Annotated in this window: 21 protein-coding genes; 6 read left to right on the top strand and 15 right to left on the bottom strand. The window is 32.0% G+C overall.

What is annotated here, in order from left to right:
- Window positions 1-13 precede the first annotated feature (13 nt).
- From EYD46_RS03850 to EYD46_RS03835, 4 genes are all read right to left on the bottom strand, one after another.
- Entirely contained in the window at window positions 14-475 is a 462-nt protein-coding gene (locus EYD46_RS03850) for a (2Fe-2S)-binding protein (RefSeq protein WP_130935752.1), read from the bottom strand.
- A 92-nt stretch (window positions 476-567) separates the two neighbouring features.
- Window positions 568-1527: a YheT family hydrolase gene (locus tag EYD46_RS03845; protein WP_130935751.1), complete on the bottom strand. Its 960-nt coding sequence runs from the start codon at window positions 1525-1527 to the stop codon at window positions 568-570.
- 31 nt (window positions 1528-1558) lie between these two features.
- A complete protein-coding gene (gene ade / locus EYD46_RS03840) occupies window positions 1559-3181 on the bottom strand; it encodes an adenine deaminase (protein WP_130935750.1) in 1623 nt (540 codons plus the stop codon).
- 103 nt (window positions 3182-3284) lie between these two features.
- Window positions 3285-3959 carry an NAD(P)H-dependent oxidoreductase gene (locus EYD46_RS03835; protein ID WP_130935749.1) on the bottom strand — a complete coding sequence of 225 codons (675 nt, stop codon included), beginning with the start codon at window positions 3957-3959 and terminating at the stop codon, window positions 3285-3287.
- A 101-nt stretch (window positions 3960-4060) separates the two neighbouring features.
- Here EYD46_RS03835 and EYD46_RS03830 point away from each other — a divergent pair, with 101 nt between their 5' ends.
- A complete protein-coding gene (locus EYD46_RS03830; protein ID WP_130935748.1) occupies window positions 4061-4399 on the top strand; it encodes a winged helix-turn-helix transcriptional regulator in 339 nt (112 codons plus the stop codon).
- 68 nt (window positions 4400-4467) lie between these two features.
- Here EYD46_RS03830 and tilS read toward each other — a convergent pair whose 3' ends face one another.
- The 3 genes from tilS to pabB form a co-directional block, all read right to left on the bottom strand.
- On the bottom strand, window positions 4468-5784 hold the full coding sequence (tilS, locus tag EYD46_RS03825) for a tRNA lysidine(34) synthetase TilS (RefSeq protein ID WP_130935747.1): 1317 nt from the start codon (window positions 5782-5784) through the stop codon (window positions 4468-4470).
- A gap of 46 nt (window positions 5785-5830) precedes the next feature.
- Window positions 5831-6409 (bottom strand): hypothetical protein, encoded by a 579-nt coding sequence (locus EYD46_RS03820; RefSeq protein WP_130935746.1) that lies wholly within the window; start codon window positions 6407-6409, stop codon window positions 5831-5833.
- Window positions 6410-6674: 265 nt separating this feature from the next.
- Window positions 6675-7967 (bottom strand): aminodeoxychorismate synthase component I, encoded by a 1293-nt coding sequence (pabB, locus tag EYD46_RS03815; RefSeq protein ID WP_130935745.1) that lies wholly within the window; start codon window positions 7965-7967, stop codon window positions 6675-6677.
- Window positions 7968-8040: 73 nt separating this feature from the next.
- Between pabB and EYD46_RS03810 the strand changes: the two genes are divergently transcribed.
- From EYD46_RS03810 to EYD46_RS03800, 3 genes are all read left to right on the top strand, one after another.
- On the top strand, window positions 8041-8931 hold the full coding sequence (locus tag EYD46_RS03810; RefSeq protein ID WP_130935744.1) for an aldose 1-epimerase family protein: 891 nt from the start codon (window positions 8041-8043) through the stop codon (window positions 8929-8931).
- A gap of 42 nt (window positions 8932-8973) precedes the next feature.
- On the top strand, window positions 8974-10326 hold the full coding sequence (locus EYD46_RS03805) for a DEAD/DEAH box helicase (protein WP_130935743.1): 1353 nt from the start codon (window positions 8974-8976) through the stop codon (window positions 10324-10326).
- A 238-nt stretch (window positions 10327-10564) separates the two neighbouring features.
- Window positions 10565-10876: a GIY-YIG nuclease family protein gene (locus EYD46_RS03800; RefSeq protein ID WP_130935742.1), complete on the top strand. Its 312-nt coding sequence runs from the start codon at window positions 10565-10567 to the stop codon at window positions 10874-10876.
- Window positions 10877-11736: 860 nt separating this feature from the next.
- Here EYD46_RS03800 and EYD46_RS03790 read toward each other — a convergent pair.
- On the bottom strand, window positions 11737-13044 hold the full coding sequence (locus EYD46_RS03790) for a tyrosine-type recombinase/integrase (RefSeq protein ID WP_130935741.1): 1308 nt from the start codon (window positions 13042-13044) through the stop codon (window positions 11737-11739).
- Between the two features lie 167 nt (window positions 13045-13211).
- Window positions 13212-13604: a MotA/TolQ/ExbB proton channel family protein gene (locus EYD46_RS03785; RefSeq protein WP_130935740.1), complete on the bottom strand. Its 393-nt coding sequence runs from the start codon at window positions 13602-13604 to the stop codon at window positions 13212-13214.
- 222 nt (window positions 13605-13826) lie between these two features.
- On the opposite strand from EYD46_RS03785, the gene EYD46_RS03780 reads away from it, so the two are divergent.
- Complete coding sequence (locus EYD46_RS03780; RefSeq protein ID WP_229731288.1) at window positions 13827-14834, top strand: sensor histidine kinase; 1008 nt, start codon at window positions 13827-13829, stop codon at window positions 14832-14834.
- On the top strand, window positions 14834-15550 hold the full coding sequence (locus EYD46_RS03775; protein ID WP_130935738.1) for a LytR/AlgR family response regulator transcription factor: 717 nt from the start codon (window positions 14834-14836) through the stop codon (window positions 15548-15550). Before EYD46_RS03780 ends, EYD46_RS03775 begins: the two co-directional genes overlap by 1 nt.
- On the opposite strand, the gene EYD46_RS03770 is transcribed toward EYD46_RS03775, so the two are convergent.
- The 6 genes from EYD46_RS03770 to EYD46_RS03745 all read right to left on the bottom strand — a co-directional run bounded on the left by EYD46_RS03770 (window position 15547) and on the right by EYD46_RS03745 (window position 21378).
- The gene (locus EYD46_RS03770; RefSeq protein ID WP_206662885.1) at window positions 15547-16248 is read right to left on the bottom strand and encodes a hypothetical protein; all 702 of its coding nucleotides are present in this window, start codon (window positions 16246-16248) and stop codon (window positions 15547-15549) included. The genes EYD46_RS03775 and EYD46_RS03770 overlap by 4 nt on opposite strands.
- Window positions 16249-16382: 134 nt before the next feature.
- Entirely contained in the window at window positions 16383-17198 is an 816-nt protein-coding gene (locus tag EYD46_RS03765) for a mechanosensitive ion channel family protein (RefSeq protein ID WP_130935736.1), read from the bottom strand.
- A 20-nt stretch (window positions 17199-17218) separates the two neighbouring features.
- Window positions 17219-17401, bottom strand: a complete 183-nt coding sequence (locus EYD46_RS03760; RefSeq protein WP_130935735.1) for a hypothetical protein — start codon at window positions 17399-17401, stop codon at window positions 17219-17221.
- A 5-nt stretch (window positions 17402-17406) separates the two neighbouring features.
- Window positions 17407-17976, bottom strand: a complete 570-nt coding sequence (locus EYD46_RS03755; RefSeq protein WP_130935734.1) for an RNA polymerase sigma factor — start codon at window positions 17974-17976, stop codon at window positions 17407-17409.
- A 174-nt stretch (window positions 17977-18150) separates the two neighbouring features.
- Window positions 18151-18996, bottom strand: coding sequence for a DUF4249 domain-containing protein (locus EYD46_RS03750; protein ID WP_130935733.1), 846 nt, complete (start codon window positions 18994-18996; stop codon window positions 18151-18153).
- Window positions 18997-18999: 3 nt separating this feature from the next.
- Window positions 19000-21378 carry a TonB-dependent receptor gene (locus tag EYD46_RS03745; protein ID WP_130935732.1) on the bottom strand — a complete coding sequence of 793 codons (2379 nt, stop codon included), beginning with the start codon at window positions 21376-21378 and terminating at the stop codon, window positions 19000-19002.
- Window positions 21379-21443: the final 65 nt, after the last annotated feature.

Here is a 21443-nt window from a genome sequence, read left to right as displayed (position 1 = left end):
TTTTGTGATTAGGTTAACTTAATTTTTTTGATGCTAATTGCACTGCTTCTTCAATACTATTGTAGGATGCACATCTGCAAATATTACCGTTCATGGCATTTCTAATATCATCATTTGAGGGGTTTGGATTTTCTTTTAAGAATGCAGACGCTGTCATAATTTGTCCGGCTTGACAATAGCCACATTGTGGTACATCAATAGTTTTCCAAGCTTCTTGAACAGGATGATTTCCGTCTTCTGACAAACCTTCAATAGTAGTTATTTCCATATCTTCAGCTTGAGACACTTGCAATAAACAACTACGCATAGCACTACCATCTACATGCACCGTACAAGCACCACATTGGCCAATACCGCACCCGAATTTGGTACCAACTAGATTAATTTTATCTCTTAAAACCCACAATAACGGTGTATCTGCATCTGCCTCTACAGCATGTGCTTTACCATTAATTTTTAAATTGAATGTTGGCATATTATAATTTTTTCAAAAAGGTATAAAAAAATTATAGGCTACTATGCTAGTTCCTCAATATTTAACAATCGATTAACTAATAAAATTTAATCTTATGAAGATGTACTACAAAATTCTAATGCACGCCTTTCGTTGTAATACAGATTATCTTTATCAATAAAACCAGCATGTCCTCCAAAATTTGGCATTTCTAGAAATAAATTAGGATTATTTTTTGCTTCTTTAACAGGATAACATTCTGGCGATAAAAACGAATCGTTTAAAGCGTTTATTATTAAAGTAGGGATTTTAATATTTGGCAAAAATTGTAAACTGCTGCATTTTTCATAATAGTCTAAAGCATCTTTAAAACCATGCGCCCTTGAGGTATACACATTGTCGAATTCTATTAATGTTTTAATACTGTTAACGTCTTCAATAGATAATTTATCAGGAAAACGTTGTTGTTTTTCTTTTAAATGCTTTACTAAATCTTTTAAAAACCGATCATGAAATGGTTTGTTTTTTAGTTTGTGAAGCTCTTTACATGACCCATGCAAATCCACTGGAACAGAGACAGCTACAGCAGATTTTACTTCTTTAAAAATACCAGAGTGCTCTCCCAAATATTTCAAAATAATATTTGCTCCCAAACTAATGCCTTTTATGTAAATCTTAGAATAGCCTTTAGATGAAACAGCATGTTGAATTACCGCATGTAAATCATTTGTAAATCCTGAATGATAACTATAATAAAACAAATTGTTTTCGCCACTACAGCCTCTAAAATTCATGCAGACAGCATCTATACCATTATTATTATAATGCTTTGCAGCCCCAGTCATGTATGGACGTTGACCATGACCTTCTAAACCATGTAATAAGATAATAAGTTCTTTGGATTTGTTTTTGGAATAACTCCAATCCAAATCCATAAAATCGCCATCACTTAGAGTGATTCTTTCCCGCTCTTGCTTTAATTTTACCCTTCTGAATAATCCAGAATACACTGTAGCTATAAAACCGTTTTTAAAATAAAATGGTGGCTTATAAGTTGATTCTACTATTGGCATTTAATGGTTTTTGGTTGATGATTGAGTGTGATTAATCAAAGCTTAAAGATGTGAATTTAAAATCTTTTCCATTAAATAATCCTTTATCGCTTAATTTCAATGAAGGAATTACCAATAAAGCCATAAACGATAACGTCATGTACGGTGCATTTAACGTGCAACCTAAAGACTTTGCCATATGGTCTAATTCAGCATATTGACTACCAATAGTTTCACAATCTTTATCACTCATGATTCCTGCAACGGGAAGCGGAATTATTTTTTCCTCGGAATGAGATACAGCACAAATACCACCTTTATTTTCAATAATTAGATTTACTGCTTTACAGATGGCTTCATCTGATACACCAACCGCAATTATATTATGTGAATCGTGCCCTACAGAGGATGCAATAGCGCCCTCTTTTAAACCAAAATTTTTAATGAAAGCGAGTGCAGGTTTTGGGTTTTGGTAGCGATTTACGACAGTTATTTTTAAAATATCATTTTCAATATTTGACACTAAATTCCCGTTTTCTACTGTGGCTTCCGCTATGAGTTCATTGGTTACCAGTTGTCCTTCTAAAGCTTCGATAACGCGGATTTGCTTTGCGGCTGATACAAATTCAAAATCTGATACATCTTTCGCTTCACAACTAAAATTATTTAAGTTTTTAAACTGTACTGGCTCGATTAAAGATGTATCATTATCAAAAACCAATTCACCATTAATGTACGTTTGAAGTGTTTTAAAATGATTTAAATCTTCTACTACAATACAATCGACTGCGTCCCCAACTTGTAACAATCCAACATCTAAATTGTAATGCTTTACAGGGTTAATGCAAGCAGATTGCAACACTTTAAAAACATCAATTCTTTTAGACACTGCTCTTTCGCATAATTGATTTATATGCCCAAGAAGTAAATCGTCTGGATGTTTATCATCGCTACAGAACATCATACGATCAAAATGCTCAGGAAGCAAATCGATTAAAGCCTCAAAATTTTTAGCAGCACTACCCTCACGTATTAAAATTTTCATGCCTTTTTCGAGTTTCTCTATGGCTTCTTCATAAGTAAAACATTCGTGGTCGGTTGTGATACCCGCGTTAATGTATTTGGTAATATCGTCTCTTCTTACTCCAGGTGCATGTCCATCAACAGGTTTGTTGTAATATTTTGCCCAGGCTATTTTTTTTAACACCTCTGCATCATCAAAAATTACACCTGGGTAATTCATTAGTTCTGCGAGGTATTTAATATCTGGATTTTTCAATAGTGTTTTAATACCTTCTGAATCTATAACTGCTCCTGCCGATTCAAAACTAGTTGCAGGCACACAAGACGGTGCTCCAAAATTGAATTTAAACGGTACTTGTTTTCCGTTTTCAATCATAAATTCTACACCAGCAACACCTAATACGTTGGCAATTTCGTGTGGATCAGACACTGTAGCTACAGTACCATGCTTTACAGCTATTCTAGCAAATTCTGATGGTACTAGCATAGAACTTTCTATGTGAATATGCGCATCTACAAACCCTGGCAGAATGTAATGGTCTACATCATGTGCTTTCTCCACAATAGCAGCTATTTTACCATTGGCTATGGTAATTTCGCCTTTGTAAATGCGTTTATTTGGGATGTCTACTATATTTCCAAGTAGTTTCATTGTTATAACCTGTAAAATATCAACGAAGTTACGAGGTTATTTTATGGATAAAAAAAAAGAACTAAACTTTCGTTTAATTCTTTTTTGTCTGGTGTATTAACCTCTATTTCCAAGTTACAATATCGTCAATTGGTCTTCTAGATTTGGCATGAGGTGGCGCAGCTTTTCTATACCCAAAGGCTACCATATAAGACATACCATATTTACTAGTATCTATTCCAAATTTATCTTGCAATAAGGCTTCTGTTTTTTCTTGATGAAATCCTTCAATCGGGCAACTATCAATACCATTTAGTGCAGCGGCCGTCATCATATTTGCTAATGCAATATAGGTTTGCTTAGATGCCCAATCAAATAATTTTTTATCGGTATCTAAATTAAAATCTTCTTTCTGAAAATTTTTATAAAACCCTGAGTACATCTCTATCACATCTTGCGGAAACTGCTTTACATCTTTCATCATATGCATGATATAACCTGAGTCCCATTTCGTCATAGGTGCTTTCATACTTAAGCCTAAAATAAAGTGACTTGCGGTATCTAACTTTACGGGAGCGCCCCATGCCACTGGTTTTAGTAATTCTCTTAAGTCTTTATCTTGTACTACTACAAAATGCCAAGGCTCAAAACCAAAGGAACTTGGAGATAGGTTGGCTGTTTTTAAGATAAAATCTATATCGGCTTTTGATAATTTTTTAGTAGCATCAAACTCTTTTGTAGCATGCCTGTAATTAAAGGCATTTAAAATAGCTTCTTGTGAAATATTTGGTTTTTCCATGTTTTATATTTTTACTATACTTTTTATAGTTGCAAACTTAAGTATAGTATTTTATCTTTGCAATAACGGTCATAAATGATAGTTAGAAAAAATTTAAAATCATGTATACTTTTAAAGGTAAATCCTATCCGTGTTGTACTAGCTTAACTATGGGTATTATTGGTGGTAAATGGAAAACGGTAATTCTATATCATTTAATTGATAAAACCTTGCGATATAACGAACTACGCAAAGAAATACCATCGGTTACTGAACGTACGTTGAGTTTACAATTAAAAACTTTAGAACACGATGGGCTTATTGAACGCAATGTTTACACATCCAAACCGCCTTTAAGAGTGGAATATAAATTAACTGAGTTTGGTAAAAGTGTTATTCCGTTAATTCAATCTATTATTGATTGGGGCGAGTATGTTATTGAAACGCACGTGGAAAAATAAAATTAATATTATTTGTTTGGATTCCTGCCTTACTGAAACGCATTCAGCACATGCCGAAGCAATACACCTTAACTTAATTCAATTTTAAGTATGTGTTTGGTGTTTTTTGTTATTTTAAAACGCTCATCCGCTCGCCTTCCAACTACCCAAACAATAGCATCATTATCGGTACATAGTAACCATGTATTTTCTTTATCTAAGAGCGATAATTTTTCGTCTTTAAAATACTTGCTTAGCTTCTTTTTACCTTTCATGCCTAAGGGATAAAATATATCGCCTTCCTTCTTTTTTCTTAACACTAAAGGGTATTTTAAGGTATCCTTATCTACGTAAATTACGTTTTGCTGAGTTTTTGATATTGTATTTACCGCTTCAAAATATAGTGTTCCAAATGGGGTTTCTTTTTGTGTTTCATCTTCTAAAACACTAATAGTATTTGGCGTTTCTGCGGCTTTAAACGGACTTAATAATAATTGGTCTCTGTTTTTTATAAGCCTGTGTGTATTGGAGAATACTTGTTTTCCTGTTTCGGCATCCAGTAAATCTACCAAATCATTCCATTGGGTAAAACCAAAGCTTTTAAATACCTCGAACATATAGGCTTTTGGATTATTTACCTTTTTAAATTCTGAAATTTTAAAGGTTATAAAATGCTCGTTCATGGTTTCGATAGCACGCTTTAATACAGCATTAGTGCTTTCTTCAACGATATCTGCAGTATCGTTTAAATTGTCTAGAGTAGTTTGAAAACTCTGTAATAAACTTGGGTTAATTTCTTTAAGAATTGGTACGACTTGATGCCTTAGCTTATTACGAAGGTATTTAACTGATGCGTTGCTACTATCGTCTCTCCAATTAATGCTGTGCGCTTTAGCATAGCTTTCAATAGCATCACTTGAGAATGGCAATAACGGACGCACAAATTTGCCATTAATTTCTGGGATTCCTGTTAAACCTTCCAGCCCTGTACCACGAGTAAAGTTGATTAAAAACGTTTCTAAATTATCATCAGCGTGGTGTGCTGTTAAAATGTAGTCGAATTTTAATTGGTCTGCTAATTCTGTAAACCAATTGTAACGCAGTTCCCGCGCTGCCATTTGTATGGAGCGTTTGTTATCCTGTGCATATTTTTCGGTATCAAACCGTTGGGTAAACACTTCTACTTCTAAATTTTCAGCAAGTTCTACTACAAAGTCTTCGTCGGCATCACTTTCGGCACCTCTTAAATTGAAATTGCAGTGCGCTAGTGAGATATTTAATCCAGCTTTGTAACATAAATGTGTTAGCACAACACTGTCGATTCCTCCAGAAATGGCTATTAGGAGTTTGCTTTCTTTAAGGAAAGATATATTACTCTCAATATGTTTTTTGAAATTTTCTAACACGATTAAAGTAACGGTTATTGAAATTATACTAAATAGTATACATACATTAATCCAGTTTCTCCATTTTTATCTTTTCAATCATTTGAAATAGTTCACTCTTTCCAGTATCAGTTGCATATGAAGCAAAAATAGCTAGTGCAAAACCATTACGTATTGTAACATAATAATCTTGACTGATTCCAAAAGTTAAGTTTTCAATTTCTAAACACCTAAAGTTCTCGTCTCCTATGTTGATATCATAGGGTTCTTTTTTAAAATTAACCTCCATATTCAATTGAGCTAGGTAATTTTTGGCTTGTATAAGATACTCATCAATTGTTTTAACACCTTTTGCAGACTCTAAGTTTTCAACATTAACCAATAGTGTTGGGTTAGCTAATTCAGTAGTCCCAATTTCATATTTTGAAACCATTAAAAGCTCTGCAATATTTACCATTGATGCGTCTATTACTTCTTTGAGATTTTTATCTCCTCCATGAAGGATATCTTCTGATTGAGACTTCAAATCTTCTATTTGCTTTTTACCTTGTACTACCCAACCCTTATGTATCGGTACAGAAAATCTAAAAAATTTATTTTTATAAACATTGTTTTCTACAACGCCGTAATCAAATGACTTAGGCAAATTCTTTTCTTGCTTACAGCTGCTAAAAAATAACAACAGTAGTAATAAGGGAAATATTCGCATCAAGTGGGTATATGTTAAATTGTATCCAAAGTTAAGTTTTATTTTTCTCACGCAAAGATGCAAAGACACAAAGTTTTAAGATACTACTTTTTCCAACAAGCTAGAAAGTGATTGAACATATTTTGAAGCTCCTAGCAAATAACGACTAATGAAAGTCTGCTTGAAGACAGCCTCGCCCCCTCTGGATTACACCATAAAAACACTAATTTTCCAACACCTCTCTCATTGCTTTAGCCTTAACCAAACATTCTTCGTACTCTTTTAATGGATCGCTTTTTGCAGTAATGGCGCCACCTACAGAATAAGAAATGTATTGTTTTGTAGCGTTGTAGAGAATACTGCGGATGACCACGTTGAAATCGAAATCGCCATTTGGATTAAAATAACCTATAGCTCCCGAATAAACACCGCGTTTGGTTTCTTCTAGCTCTTCAATAATACGCATTGCAGAAATTTTGGGTGCCCCTGTCATACTTCCCATAGGGAAAGTGGTTTTTACAACATCTATCGGGTGTGTTTCTGGCGCTACTTTTGAAGTGACTGTAGAAATCATTTGATGTACTTGATCAAAAGTATAAATTTTGCACAACTCTTCAACCTTTACACTTCCTTTCTGTGCTGTTTTTGAGAGATCATTACGCACCAAATCTACTATCATGATGTTTTCGCTACGCTCTTTTTCATCATTTGCTAGGGCTTCTTTTAGTTGCTTATCTTCTACAGGATTGTCAGCGCGTTTTGCAGTACCTTTTATAGGCTGAGAAATAATGGTTTGCGCTTCTTTTTTTATATAACGTTCTGGCGAAGCACAGAGCACATATTTATCATATTGCTTTACAAATGATGCAAACGGCGAATTTGAAATAGCATTGAGATTCTGATAAGTTTCCAGAGGATTAATACATGTGTTCTCTGCATAAAACTCTTGACAAAAATTAGCCTCATAAATATCGCCTCGATGAATATGTTCTAGAATTTTATTGACTTTTTTAAAATACTCGTCTTTATGAATTCGTAGTTTTATTTTAACATCGCTACATAGATTACTGCGTTGCGATTGCCCACATTTGCCAATGGCCTCTAGATCTGTTTGAAGTTCATCATCTACATAGTTTAAATACTGAATGGTTACCTGGTTCCCTTTAATCAAAAACAACTTTTTAGGTTGAAAAAAATACAGATCTGGAAACCCTAAGCCATCGTGATTTTTAGAGTTTAAAGCCTCTATATCGTTTTTTAAATCATAAGTGAGATAACCAAAAACCCAATCATTTGTAGTGGTTTGGTATTCTTTTAATTTTTCAAAACCATCTTTATAATCAGTTTGAATGCTGGTAAAGGCATCTACCGCTAAAACCGCATCGTAACTTGTATATTTTTGTGCGTAGTTATTGGAATCTAACCAAACTACATCGTCAAACTGCTGTGCCCAAATCAATAATTGTTGCTTAAATATTTTTGGGCTTTCTAATTTATGAATGTAATTTGTCCTCAATAAAAAGTATTAAAAAGCAAAGTTACTTAGAATCCTTAAAAAATTAAGACTTTTGTATAAAATACCAATTAGAATGGTTTCAATTAAAAACGACAAGCTTAAAATAGCAGTAAAAAATATAGGTGCTGAACTTTGCGAAATTAGCAGCATAAAACATAATACTCAATTTATGTGGGATGCCAACCCTGATGTTTGGGGTAGTTTTGCACCTAATTTGTTCCCTATTATTGGAGCTTTAAAAAACAACACCTACAATTTTGAGGGTAATACATATACTTTACCAAAACATGGTTTTATAAGACATAATAAGGCTATTACATTGGTAGAACATACCGAAAATAGCCTAACCTTTGCTTTAACATATAACACAGATACTTTAAAGATATATCCGTTTAAATTTGAATTTCAAATCACATTTAAACTGATTGACAATAAGATTGAAGTACAACATACTATTAAAAATAGCGATGATAAAACTATCTATTTTTCTCTCGGTGGACATCCTGCTTTTAAATGCCCTGTGTTTGAAGGCGAAGCATACGAAGATTATTATTTAGAGTTTCAACAACCCGAAACCTCTGAAACCCATTTGATTGATATGTCTAATGGTATGATTTCAGAAGACACAAAGTTAATGCTCAATAATTCCAATATACTAAAGCTTACACATGAGTTATTTGAAGCTGATGCTCTAATATTTAAGGATTTAAAATCTAGAAAAGTTGCTCTAAAAAGCAAAACTCATGGCACAATCTTATCGGTAAGTTATCCCGATTTTAACTATTTAGGCATTTGGGCAAAACCTACCGGTAATTATGTATGTATTGAGCCTTGGCTTGGTATTGCCGATGCTGTAAATACCAATCAAGATTTTAAAACCAAAGAAGGCATTATAGCCCTTCCAAAAAACGAAATCTTTAAAGCATCTTACACCATAGAAATAGATAACACGCATTTAGTATAAACTAAATAATTAAGGCTAACTTTGCCCACAAATAGCAACACTGTGACGTTTCAAGACTTAAACCTTAACACCCCACTTTATAACGCCTTAGATGATTTGGGCTTTACTACCCCTACGCCTATACAGGCTGAAGCCTTTAGCGTAGTGGCCTCTGGTAGAGACGTTGTGGGTATTGCACAAACGGGTACAGGTAAAACCTTTGCTTACATGTTGCCTATTTTGCGGAATTTAAAATTCTCTAAGCAAGATAATCCGCGTGTATTGGTTTTAGTTCCTACTCGCGAATTGGTAGTACAGGTGGTTGAGGAAATTGAAAAACTATCTAAATACATCAATAATCGTGTTTTAGGCGTTTATGGTGGTACCAATATCAATACCCAAAAACAAGCAGTAGCACAAGGTTTAGATATTATAGTGGCAACTCCTGGGCGATTGTATGATTTGGCTGTAAGTCGCGCATTACAATTAAAATCAATTCAAAAACTAGTTATTGATGAAGTAGATGTAATGCTAGATTTAGGGTTTAGACACCAACTAATTAATATTTTTGATATTCTGCCCGAACGTCGACAAAACATAATGTTTTCAGCAACAATGACACAGGATGTTGATGCCCTAATTACAGATTTCTTTAGAAGTCCAGAACGGGTTTCTATTGCTGTTTCTGGTACACCTTTAGATAATATTGCACAACACCGATATAATGTGCCCAACTTCTACACAAAACTTAACTTATTAGTGCATTTGTTACACAATGAAGACACGTTTAATAAAGTGTTGGTTTTTGTGGCTTTTAAACGCATGGCGGATCGTTTATTTGAAAAACTAGACGACTATTTTAAAGAAGAATTGTGTGTAATCCACTCCAATAAAACTCAAAATTACCGTTTACGGAGTATTGAGCAATTTAAAGAAGGGTATAATCGCATTTTGATTGCAACCGATGTGATGGCACGTGGTTTAGATATTGATAATGTAAGCCATGTCATAAATTTTGATACTCCCGATTATCCTGAGAATTACATGCACCGTATTGGTAGAACAGGTCGTGCAGAACGCAAAGGCGAAGCGCTAGTGTTTTCTACTGAAAAAGAACAGGAAGCCATTGAAAATATAGAACTCTTAATGGCTATGAAAATCCCTGTTTTAGAATTCCCTGAGGTTGTTGAGATTTCTACAGAATTGATTGAAGAAGAACGTCCGCAAATAAGAGAGCGTAACAATCCAACAAAACTAAGGGATGAAGATGCTCCTGGACCAGCGTTTCATGAAAAGAAAGCTAAAAACCAAAAGGAGAACTTAGGCGGAAAATACCGTAGGGAAATTGCTAAAAAGTATAAAAAGCCTAAAACGCGAGGGGATAAGAATTATAATAAGCGGAATAGGAGGAAGTAAGTCGCAGTGTTCAGTTACAGTTTGCAGTGGTTTACGTTTTAACATTCAACGTTTGAGTTTTCTTTGATATTTAGGTTTTGGGGATGGATTCCTGCCTGCGCAGGAATGACAAATACGATTTATTTTTAGAAGATAAAAACCCTTTAATTTAATGTATTTTTACTTTAAAACTCACTATTACAAATAAACACAACGCTGTCATTCCTGCGAAGGCAGGAATCCATCTTTATTAAACAAAATGCACAAAAACATACACCAATACTACCTATATATACTTTCAAACAAAAAGAACGGAACCTTATACATAGGTGTCACAAATGACTTAGAACGCAGAATGTTTGAACACAAAAACAAACTCGTTGAGGGTTTTACTTCAAAATACGGATTAGACAAACTCATGTATTTTGAATCTTATCAATATGTTAATGATGCCATAAAGCGTGAAAAAAACATGAAGAAATGGAAACGCCAATGGAAAATTAATTTAATTGAAGAAGAGAATCCAAATTGGGATGATTTATCTGCGGATTGGACGTATTTGATTGAATAATCTTATTGTGGATTCCTGCCTACGCAGGAATGACAGACAGCAAAAAATTAGAATTTTAGATATAATAAAACACTAATTTTATTTACCTATTACCATAAATTCCTCCATGTCAAATAAACACAACGTTGTCATTCCTGCAAAGGCAGGAATCTATTTTTATCAAAAAACATAAAAGTGGAAACGGCAATGGAAAATTAATTTAATTGAAGAAGACAACTCCAATTGGAATGATTTATCTGCGGATTGGACGTATTTAATTGAATGATTTTGATATGGATTCCTGCCTGCGCAGGAATGACAGACAGCAAAAAATTAGCATTTTAGATATAATAAAAAACTCATTTTGTTACCTATTACCATAAATCCTCTATTTCAAAAAAACACAACGTTGTCATTCCTGCGAAGTCAGGAATCTATTTTTATCAAAAAACATAAAAGTAGAAACTCCAATAAAAAATAAACTTAATTTAATAATACAACCCCAATTGGAAAGGTTTATCTGCGGATTGGACGTATTTGATTGAATGATCTTATTGTGGATTCCTGCCTGCGCAGGAATGACAAATAATAACAATTTGACTTTGAGATATAACAAAACTCTAATTTAATTACTATTATCATGAATTCCTCTATTGTAAATAAACAAAACCTCTGTCATTCCTGCGAAGGCAGGAATCTATTTTTATCAAAAAACATAAAAGTAGAAACTCCAATGAAAAATAAACTTAATTTAATAATACAATCCTAATTGGGAAGGTTTATCTTCGGATTGGACATATTTGATTAAATGATCTTATTGTAGATTCCTGCCTGCTCAGGAATGACAAAATTACAGTTTAGCAACTCTATTTTAGGTTATTCTATTTATTGCTTTTGATAAAGCTTACAATATCTTCTATAAAACCTTTTGCTTTATTTATTTCTAGTATATGAGAACTAGGATGACCACAATGATTTCTTATATCTAAATTATTATCCATCTGAATCTTTTGGTGCTTTGACAGCACCTTTAATTCAAAAGCAAGTTTTAGAAGATTCATTTCCTTAATAGTTTCAAAATCTGTTATTTTTGAAAATTTCTTATTAAATTTCAATTTCGTAGCTGCACTATTTATTTCCTTAAACCCTGATTCTACACATCTATTTTGTAAAATTCTAATAAATGCTGACCATGAAAATACAATTCCAGCTTTTAGCGCACCAATTCTGAAACATTGAATAGCTTCCAACAAATACTCTTGTTCATCTTTTTCTTTTAGTGTAAAAATAATTTTTTCAAGATCTTGCATTTCTGGCTCAATAATACTTTCCTTATTAACAAATTTATCTAGAGGTGTAAAATCTATTTTGATGTTTCCATGGAATATTTTAGTATACTTCTTAATACTATCAAAATGATAAATACCTAATGAATCCAAAATAACTATTATTGGTACCCCTAAATTAATCATGTGATCTATGTAACTTCTTTTAAGAACCTTGATAACAGATTTACTAGATATACCCGCTTCTTCAAAAGATTTTTTAATTACTTTTTCAGCACTTGTTCTACTATATTTTGTTTTTGATTCAGTAGATTCTATTAAATATCGCTTTGGCTTATGATCACAACTTTTCCAGTATTCATCTAGATAATCTACTATCTTTTTTGAAATAAATACTTTTCGATTTTGATCTGGATTATTTTTCCTAATGTAGATATGAAATGGAGGTTTTTTCGTATTCAAATCGGATAATTCAATATTAAGCAATTCACTTAAATCAAGACAACAAGCATAAACTAGTATGAAAATAGCTCTATGCTTAGCATTTTTAAAATTTTCAATAATCACAAAAATTTCTTCTTGACTCAATATATCAATATCCTTTATCGAAGCTTTTGGCAAGTTTTTCCTATATATTACATAACTTTTTTTATGTATATGATTATAATAATACTCTGCAACTTGAATAAATTGAATTATTAAACTTCGGGAATCCTTCCGATTTATTAAGATTTTAATGTATTTATTCAATTCTGATTCAGAGATATTTATTGGCTCTGTAGCTGGATAATACTTTATTAAATCTATAAACCGTTTAGTGTAAAGATTTATGGTTCTATTATTTGAATATCTAATTTTAAGATATTGTCTTATTTCTAACTCAGCTTTTACTATATCTACCACAAATCTCTAATTTTTTAATATACAAGCACTTAATGCTTCAAAATTATTACTTTACTTACAAATCTTGAAACAAACTTATAAACACTTATAAACAAAAAAATCCCTTTTTCAAATGCATGAAAAAGAGATTTTAAAGTTAATTGATTGATGAAATTATATTTATACAATTAGTTTTTCTGTAATACTTTTAAAATAATAATCCCTATTCTAGGAAGTATAAAAGTAACTGCACCAAAAACGGTTGTTAAAAAGGATACTTTTAGTCCTGCCGCCATCATACCGTGACTTACATCTCCTATACACTCAATAGTATCAAACGCAGTAATCATTCCTATAATAGAGCCTAAAAAACCAAATACCAACCCTAGAATACTTACATCTGAAGCTAAACTTGTCATTTTTTTAGATTTACTTACATCTTTTTTAAGGTTTATAAAGCCCATAACTACAAAGATTAACGCCAACAAAAGACATATTAAAATTAAGGACATAAAAAAGGGGCCACCTTCCATAAAGCGATCTCCAAAAACATTCAAAGAAATAACTGATGATACATTCATAATATTAGTTTTAATTAAACATGCTACAAACTTATAGTCTAAATGCTTTACAAGAATTAAAATGCGACGGATAACCAATTTAGCAATAAAAACAACATTCTGCTAAATCGGTTGCTAAATTGGTTATTCGTCTACAAAACCAAAAAACCACAAAAAATATATCCTATTATTGTATTAATGTTTTCGCAACGTTTCATATTAAAAAAAATAGGACAAATATTTTTGCACATCATATTTTGGTATGGCATTCTCTTATTTTACACCTATTTTTTTGGTGTTGATAGTAGTGACTATAATTATGTTAAGGATTTTTCATTCTTTTTAATGCCAATAACCATTGCTACAACTTATGTGTTTATTTATAAAATAATACCTGACTATTTGATTACTAAACGTTACATCTTATTTGGACTTTATAGTCTTTATGCCTTTATAATTTCGGCATATCTAATCGTTATATCTGTATTTTATGGCTTGATATATCTCTCAAATTTCCAATACACAAACATGGCTCCTATTAGCAAAAGTTTACTGTTTGTAGGTATTAGTGTGTATTTGGTAGTTATTGTTGTTAGTGCTTTTAAACTTCTTAAATTGAATCTAAAACACTCTGAGGATACCAAAAAACTAGAAACCAAAATTTTAGAAACACAACTTAAATTAAAAGAGCAAGAGTTGAATTATTTAAAAATGCAAATTCATCCGCACTTCCTATTCAACACCTTAAATACCATGTATGGTTTTGCATTGAAAAAAGCAGATGAAACGCCAGAAATGATTTTAAAACTTTCAAATTTACTGGATTATTTGCTATATCAGGTAGATAAACCTTTTGTGGCTTTACAAGATGAAATTAATCATATTGATGATTATATTGAATTGGAAAAAATGCGCTTCATTGACACGCTTCAAGTAAACTTCAATACAGAAAATATTTTAGAGGATACTAAAATTGCTCCTATGTTACTTATTCCATTTATTGAAAACAGTTTTAAACATGGCAATTTAAAACAAGGGGCGCTTCAAATTAATATTAAACTTTTTTGTAAAAACGGTACTATCTTTTTTGAAATTGAAAATACAACCAGCAATAGTCTTACATCAGAAAATGGTATTGGTTTGGAAAACATAAAAAAGCGATTAAACTTATTATATAAAGACAAACACCATCTTGATATTAAAAATACAAATGGATTATTTAAAGTACATTTAAAACTCATTACTAATTAATGCCACAACGCAAAAATATATCCTGTATTATTGTAGACGATGAGGCTATTGCCAGAGAGGTTATTGCAACGCATTTGGCTAAAATACCTAACATATATATTACTGCAAGCTGCAGCAATGCTATTGAAGCTTTTAATGTACTACGAACCCACACCATCGATTTGATATTTTTGGATATTAATATGCCCGAAATCTCAGGTATATCTTTTGCCAAATCTATAAACAAGGATGTAAAAATAATTTTCACAACGGCTTATCGGGATTTTGCTGTTGAAGGTTTTGAGCTGCAAGCGGTAGACTATTTGATGAAACCCATTTCATTTGATAGACTACTTAAAGCGGTTAACAATTATTTCAATATTTATTCTGATAATAAAGTAGTTGAAACAAAAGACCTAAACATTAACGATTTTATGTTTGTGCGTGCAGATAGACGCATGATTAAAATAGATTTTGAATCTATAATCTACATTGAGAGTTATAGCGATTATATTAAAATTCATTTGGCCAATAAAACCATAGTTACCAGAGAAACTATAAGTGCTATTGAAGGTAAATTACCTAATGACCGTTTTTTAAGAATACATCGTTCTTACATTATTGCTTTAAAGCATATTACTTCTTTTACCAATGAGGAGATTATTATTAATGACAAAGCGTTAACAATTAGCAGAACCTATAAAAAGGAGGTTTTAGAAATCTTAGAGAAGTTTTAATTAAATAATCCGCTTTTAGGCTTTAAGGTATTTGGCGCCCAAATCTTGATATCATCAAATTTCCCCGTATCATCGAAAGAGCCAAAACCTAGATACCCTGATTTAAAATGAGTATCTGTTGCAGTCATTATGGGTTTAGTCATATCATCAAAATAAATTTCAATAAGTCCTTCTTGCGTTTTTCTAACTATTCTAACGGTATGCCAAGAATCTTCTGCCCCCCAATTGGTACCATCAGTTCTCTCAGAGGCTATGCTTTTTCTGGGTTCATCGTTCACTATAAAAATAGAATTAGCATGCGCATCAGCTTTAGACGCTATATGTGTATAATAAAAATTTGAAGCATTGTTAATACCAAATACTAAACACAAATCTCTATGAGGGTATTCTCTTCCGTTTTGATTTAGTTTTATTTCAAAAATAAAATCCCCAACTAAAACCTCCTTTATTACGGCTATATTAAAAGGCGATCTTACTTCTGGTTTATATTCACTTTTACCAAAAAGCTCCATACAACTGCCATTATTCCCTTCTGAAATACGCCAAACGTCATCATCAGTCTTTTCTAGAGTGTTAATAGCTTGAGGTTGCTCAAAATCTTGAGTGTAAACCAATTTATAATTATCTGGAATCGTTGCTTGGGCTTTTATAGGTATACTCAGCCCGAATGCTATTATAATAAAGTAGATGAATCTCATAAAATAAATGTATAAAGTCAAATTTATCACAAAAAAAATCCCTTTCCAAAATAGTGGAAAGGGATTATGTCATGTAGAGAGCCGTTTTCGTTACTCAGAAAAGTAACCAACCAAATTTTAACCCTAACTTAAAGTTAATCCTGAATACTTACTTGACTCTCTACAATATCTTTAATTGGTACTATAATTTTACCTGTTTTTGTTTTTAAGGTAACTGATATACTATTTATAGCTTCCACCTCGCCTCTTATATCATTAAACTCTATAATTTGTCCTACTTCAAATAATTTTCTTGTGTAGAAGGTATTTAATAACTTTTCTATTACATTTTTTGCTCCTAAACCAAAAGCTATTGCAAATGCTACCAAAAATGCTGCAAGTATCATTTTAATGTTACTTGTAATAATCTCTGTGTTTATTTCAGCTTGATTTAAAGCTGTAATGGTTATTAAAACCATTAGCAAAAGAAAAACTAATTGGCTTAAAAATTTACCACCAGACAATTCCATCGAATCAAAAAGCGACTGTAAAGACTTTTTAACAAAGTTTGCAAAGAGCAAACCAAGAATTACAATAGCTATGGCCGTAAACAACTTAGGTAAATATGCAATTAAGCTATTGAGCCCTTCTGAAACCATAGTAAGCTCTAAAACATCAGCTACTATTGAAATCAATATGATATACGAAATCCATTTTACAATTTTAACTATTAAATCAACTAATTTGATATTTAAGGTTTTACCTTCAGATAACTCAATTTCATTAAGTTTTTCTCCAAGTTTATCAACATTAGCTTTTTTAAGCACTTTACGTAAAATACTAGTAATAATTTTTATCACTATTAAAATAATGATAATGAGTGCCAAAACGCCTAGTATTTTAGGTGCAGAGTCTGCAATACCAAGCCATATATTTTGCAAAGAGTTTTTAAGTTGTTCTATAAAATTCATTGTTAAAGGGTTATAATTGGTTATTGGTTGTTACTATCTCTTTTACTAATAACTGTTTCTATAACATGACTAAAATTATAGGAAAATAATGCCGCTAAATCCATGATAAGCTTCGCTATGGCAATATCTGTCATTACCTTAGACTTTAGCTCTGGTGGAACTTCCTTAAGTGGCTGATTTATTTGTTTAAACGGATTTTCCATTGTTATTAGTTATCAGCATAAACTTTTACAAGTTTATCTTTTGCTCTTTTAATTCTCATTTTCACTGCACTCTCTCCTATTCCTAACACCGACTCTATTTCCTTAATAGTTAAAAAGTCTTGGTATTTTAGTAATAGTATCATTTTCTCATCAGGCGAAATCAATTCCATTGCTTTCTTTAACTTATCTACTCGCATGTTGAGAAACTCCTCATCTTCTATCTCATGATCAGATACATTTTCTATATCTTGATAATCAACAGATTGCTTTTCAATTTTCTTAGCTGTATTTCGAGTTACATAATTTACGCAATGATTATATGTAAAAGCATACAACCAAGTGGAAAATTTAGATTTCCCTTTAAAACTAGCTAATTTCACAAAAAGTTTTAAAAATACATCTTGTGTTAAATCTTTTGCTTCGTCTTCATCCCTAGCAAATCCATAGCACTTATTGTATACCAATGCGGCATATCTATCATAAAGCACCTCGAAAAGCAATGTATCATTGGTCTCTACAATTGCTCTTACCAGATCTTCATCAGGCTTGTTATTAATTTCTTCTAGGGTTTTCAAAATAGCTTTATAGCTAAATAATAGTTGATAGTCTTATGACCCCCATATTTTTAAAAAGTCACTCGCCCCGCAAAAAAAAGAAAAAAAAATTTCATGTAAAAAAAACCTTATTAACAAAATACGATTTTAATACTTAAAATTAAATGAAAACTTTTTCTATAACAAATGGAAATATTACTGAAAAGTATAAACCTCTTCTATTACTTGTGCTAACCTAAAATACCCAAAAGCATAATTATCAGGTCTAGAGGGGTTAATTACGTTTCCTTTTAATCTTGCTGGTACTGTACCAAAAGGGTTTTGTGCATTTTCGTATTGATCTATCAGTAAATCAATGTAGTTAAAATATTGTTTAGATATACCATGAAATTTAATACGTGCAACATCTCCTGGTTCAAACTCAGTAGTTCCTAAATCTTCATCCTCTTCCTTTTCAAAAAACACTTTCATTCTATTACCATCGGTAAACTCATCTGGAATCGCTAATAACTCTGGTAATAAATCGCCTTCTTCTTCAAATCTAAATAAATAAAAGTTCTCTTCTCCTGCTGGATCATTAAAATAAATATCTACTTCTAGAGCTTCATCATTAAAACCACCAATTCTAGCTTGACTTATCTCATCAATGTCCACAACTGGTATCATGGTTTCCTCTGCGACATAAGTCTCTCCTTCGTGATTGATCTCCAAAGTATAAGTTTGATTTAATACAGGTACAAACGTTGAGGTATTGTAAATACCATTGCCTTGGTGCGTAAATTGAAATTCTTCATTAGTATTGTTGTTAGTAATCCTAACCAAAGCATTTGTAATAGCTGTATCATTAAGATTATCAAAGAAAGGTGTTGACATACTTATTTTGATAGATTGATTGTTACCTTGTGTATTTTTCTCCCAATCTATTGAAGCTTCAACCACTAATCTGGGTGGTGCTTCTGGTATATCAACATCAACAACATCTGTACAAGAAAAGGTACAGATTAAAACAAAGACCATTATTTTAAATATTGAATGCTTCATGGTTTAAAATTTAAAATTATATGATACTGAAGGTACTGCACCAAAAATAGCAGTTCTTGTAGCCTCATTTGCTCCCGTTTCTCTATTTTGTCCAAAGGAAATTGAAGCTGCATTTCTGCGGTTATAGATATTATAAATACCAAATACCCACTCGCCTTTCCATCTTTTATCTGGTTTTCTATTAGGCTTATAAGTAGCCGAAACGTCAATACGGTGGTAATCGGTTAATCTACTTGCATTTCTATCTGAAAAATTTGCAATATTTAAACCTTCATAAGTATACTGCCCATCTGGATAGGTAACTGGACGTCCTGTTTGGTATATTAAATTAGTACCAAACTTCCATTTATCATTTAATTTATAGCTTCCAGTTATGGATACATCATGTGTTCTATCTTGTGCTGCATAATACCAATTACCATCATTAATTCCAGGACCACCAGCTGTACCTCCAGGAGTGCGCTGTTCTGCCTTAGAAATGGTATAGGCTAACCATCCTGTAAAATCTCCTTTTGTTTTTCTCAACAAAAATTCAAGACCATAAGCTCGCAATTCTCCATTTAATATCTCTGTTTCTATGGTATTTTGACCTATTAAATCTGAACCATCAACATAATCAATTCTATTTGCCACAGTTTTATAATAGGTTTCTATTTCTAACGAATAGGTTTTATCATTAAAGTTTCTAAAATATCCAATAGCATATTGATCCGACAGTTGTGGTTTTATAAAACTCCCACTAGGTGTCCATACGTCCAACGGAGTAACGGATAATGTATTTGATAATAAATGTATATACTGTGCCGTATGACTGTATCCTGCCTTAATAGACGATGTTTCATTTAATTGATATGCTAAAGCTAAACGAGGCTCAAAATTACCATAGGTTTTTATAGTTTCATTTCTAGCAAAATTTGTTTCTCCTATAATATTTCCCTCTTCATAAATACCAAGAGTTTGATTATAGACTATTGGCAATCCGTTTTCATATTCTGTAATTGGTTGCCCGCCTTGTCTAATAAAATAACTATAACGTAAGCCAGCAGTAATAGTTAATTTATCCGAAAATTTATATTCTGCACTGGCATAAATTCCATTTTCAAAAGCTCGTTTTTGATCTAAAAGCAGAGGGTTTATTGAGGATGTTTCTGATGTTGGATTTATTTCCCCTGGATTAAAATCATAGTAAATCGCACTAAAACCAAAGTCTAATTGCAAATCATTACTTTGGTAATAACTTAAGTCGTATTTAATATTGTAATTAGTAATTTCTGAAATCCAGTCAAAATCAAAAGATTTAAAATCTAAAATATAGTCATAATCACTATATACAAATGATAGATTTGAAAATACGCGATCACTAAAGATATGATTCCACCTTAAATTTCCAGAAGCATTACCATAGCCGCTATTAAAATTAGCACCGAAATTAAATTCATCTCTCCCAAAATAACCTGATAAAAACAATTTATTTTTTTTATCAATATTGTAATTCGTTTTTAAATTTAAATCATAAAAATAGGCTGAATTCTCTTCTCCTGATGCCTGTAAAAATAAATGTGCATAAGACCCGCGACCCGCTATTAAAAAAGAGCCTTTATCATTAAATAATGGGCCTTCTGCTGAAAGTCTGCTAGAAATTAAACCAATACCACCATTAAGCTCAAAATTTTTGCTATTCCCATCTTTCTGTCTTACATCTAAAACAGAAGACACACGACCACCAAATCGTGCCGGAATACCACCCTTGTAGAGTTTTACATCTTTTATAGCATCTGCGTTAAATACAGAGAAAAAACCAAATAAATGTGATGTATTATAAATTATTGCTTCATCTAAAAGCACCAAATTTTGGTCCGCTGCACCTCCTCTTACATTAAACCCTGCCGAACCTTCTGCCCCGCTAGTAACTCCTGGTAGTAATTGTATAGATTTTATAATATCTACTTCTCCTAAAACTACAGGTATCTGCTTAATAGTACTTACCTTAAGCTTAGAAACACTCATTTGAGGCGACTTAATATTTAACCGTTCTGATTCTTCAGCAACAATAAGAACTTCTTCCAATTCTGTTGAAGCTTCTGCTATTTCAAAATCTATACTTTGATTGTTATTTAAATTGATTTTCTTATTAGAAGTGGCATACCCCACATAAGATACTATGAGGTTATATTCGCCTGCTTCTGCCGTTATAGAATAAAATCCATACTCATTTGTTATTGTCCCTATTGTTGTACCTTCTAAAAATACCGAAGCACCAAAAAGCGTTTCCCCATTTGAGACATCTGTAATTGTACCACTAACGGTATGCTTATTTTGAGCTGAGAGTAATACTGAAAATAGCAGTACGATTTGAAAACACAATAGTTTTGGGTAGACCATAAAACAATTTATAAGTCACAAAATTACACAATAACATTTATTTTGTTTAAATAAAATGTTAAATT

The sequence above is a fragment of the Hyunsoonleella pacifica genome (assembly GCF_004310335.1).
GTDB classification, from domain to species: Bacteria; Bacteroidota; Bacteroidia; order Flavobacteriales; family Flavobacteriaceae; genus Jejuia; species Jejuia pacifica.
The sequence above is the reverse complement of the archived record's forward strand: the minus strand, read 5'-3'. Positions and strand labels throughout refer to the sequence as shown.

Bases quoted from the DNA above. Each gene is read 5' to 3' on its own strand.
- EYD46_RS03835 (WP_130935749.1), bottom strand. From the start codon at position 3,959: ATGGAAAAACCAAATATTTCACAAGAAGCTATTTTAAATGCCTTTAAT.
- EYD46_RS03745 (WP_130935732.1), bottom strand. From the start codon at position 21,378: ATGGTCTACCCAAAACTATTGTGTTTTCAAATCGTACTGCTATTTTCA.
- EYD46_RS03785 (WP_130935740.1), bottom strand. From the start codon at position 13,604: ATGAATGTATCATCAGTTATTTCTTTGAATGTTTTTGGAGATCGCTTT.
- EYD46_RS03750 (WP_130935733.1), bottom strand. From the start codon at position 18,996: ATGAAGCATTCAATATTTAAAATAATGGTCTTTGTTTTAATCTGTACC.
- EYD46_RS03810 (WP_130935744.1), top strand. From the start codon at position 8,041: ATGGTTTCAATTAAAAACGACAAGCTTAAAATAGCAGTAAAAAATATA.
- EYD46_RS03775 (WP_130935738.1), top strand. From the start codon at position 14,834: ATGCCACAACGCAAAAATATATCCTGTATTATTGTAGACGATGAGGCT.
- ade (WP_130935750.1), bottom strand. From the start codon at position 3,181: ATGAAACTACTTGGAAATATAGTAGACATCCCAAATAAACGCATTTAC.
- EYD46_RS03765 (WP_130935736.1), bottom strand. From the start codon at position 17,198: ATGAATTTTATAGAACAACTTAAAAACTCTTTGCAAAATATATGGCTT.
- EYD46_RS03830 (WP_130935748.1), top strand. From the start codon at position 4,061: ATGTATACTTTTAAAGGTAAATCCTATCCGTGTTGTACTAGCTTAACT.
- EYD46_RS03845 (WP_130935751.1), bottom strand. From the start codon at position 1,527: ATGCCAATAGTAGAATCAACTTATAAGCCACCATTTTATTTTAAAAAC.
- EYD46_RS03850 (WP_130935752.1), bottom strand. From the start codon at position 475: ATGCCAACATTCAATTTAAAAATTAATGGTAAAGCACATGCTGTAGAG.
- EYD46_RS03800 (WP_130935742.1), top strand. From the start codon at position 10,565: ATGCACAAAAACATACACCAATACTACCTATATATACTTTCAAACAAA.
- EYD46_RS03770 (WP_206662885.1), bottom strand. From the start codon at position 16,248: ATGAGATTCATCTACTTTATTATAATAGCATTCGGGCTGAGTATACCT.
- EYD46_RS03760 (WP_130935735.1), bottom strand. From the start codon at position 17,401: ATGGAAAATCCGTTTAAACAAATAAATCAGCCACTTAAGGAAGTTCCA.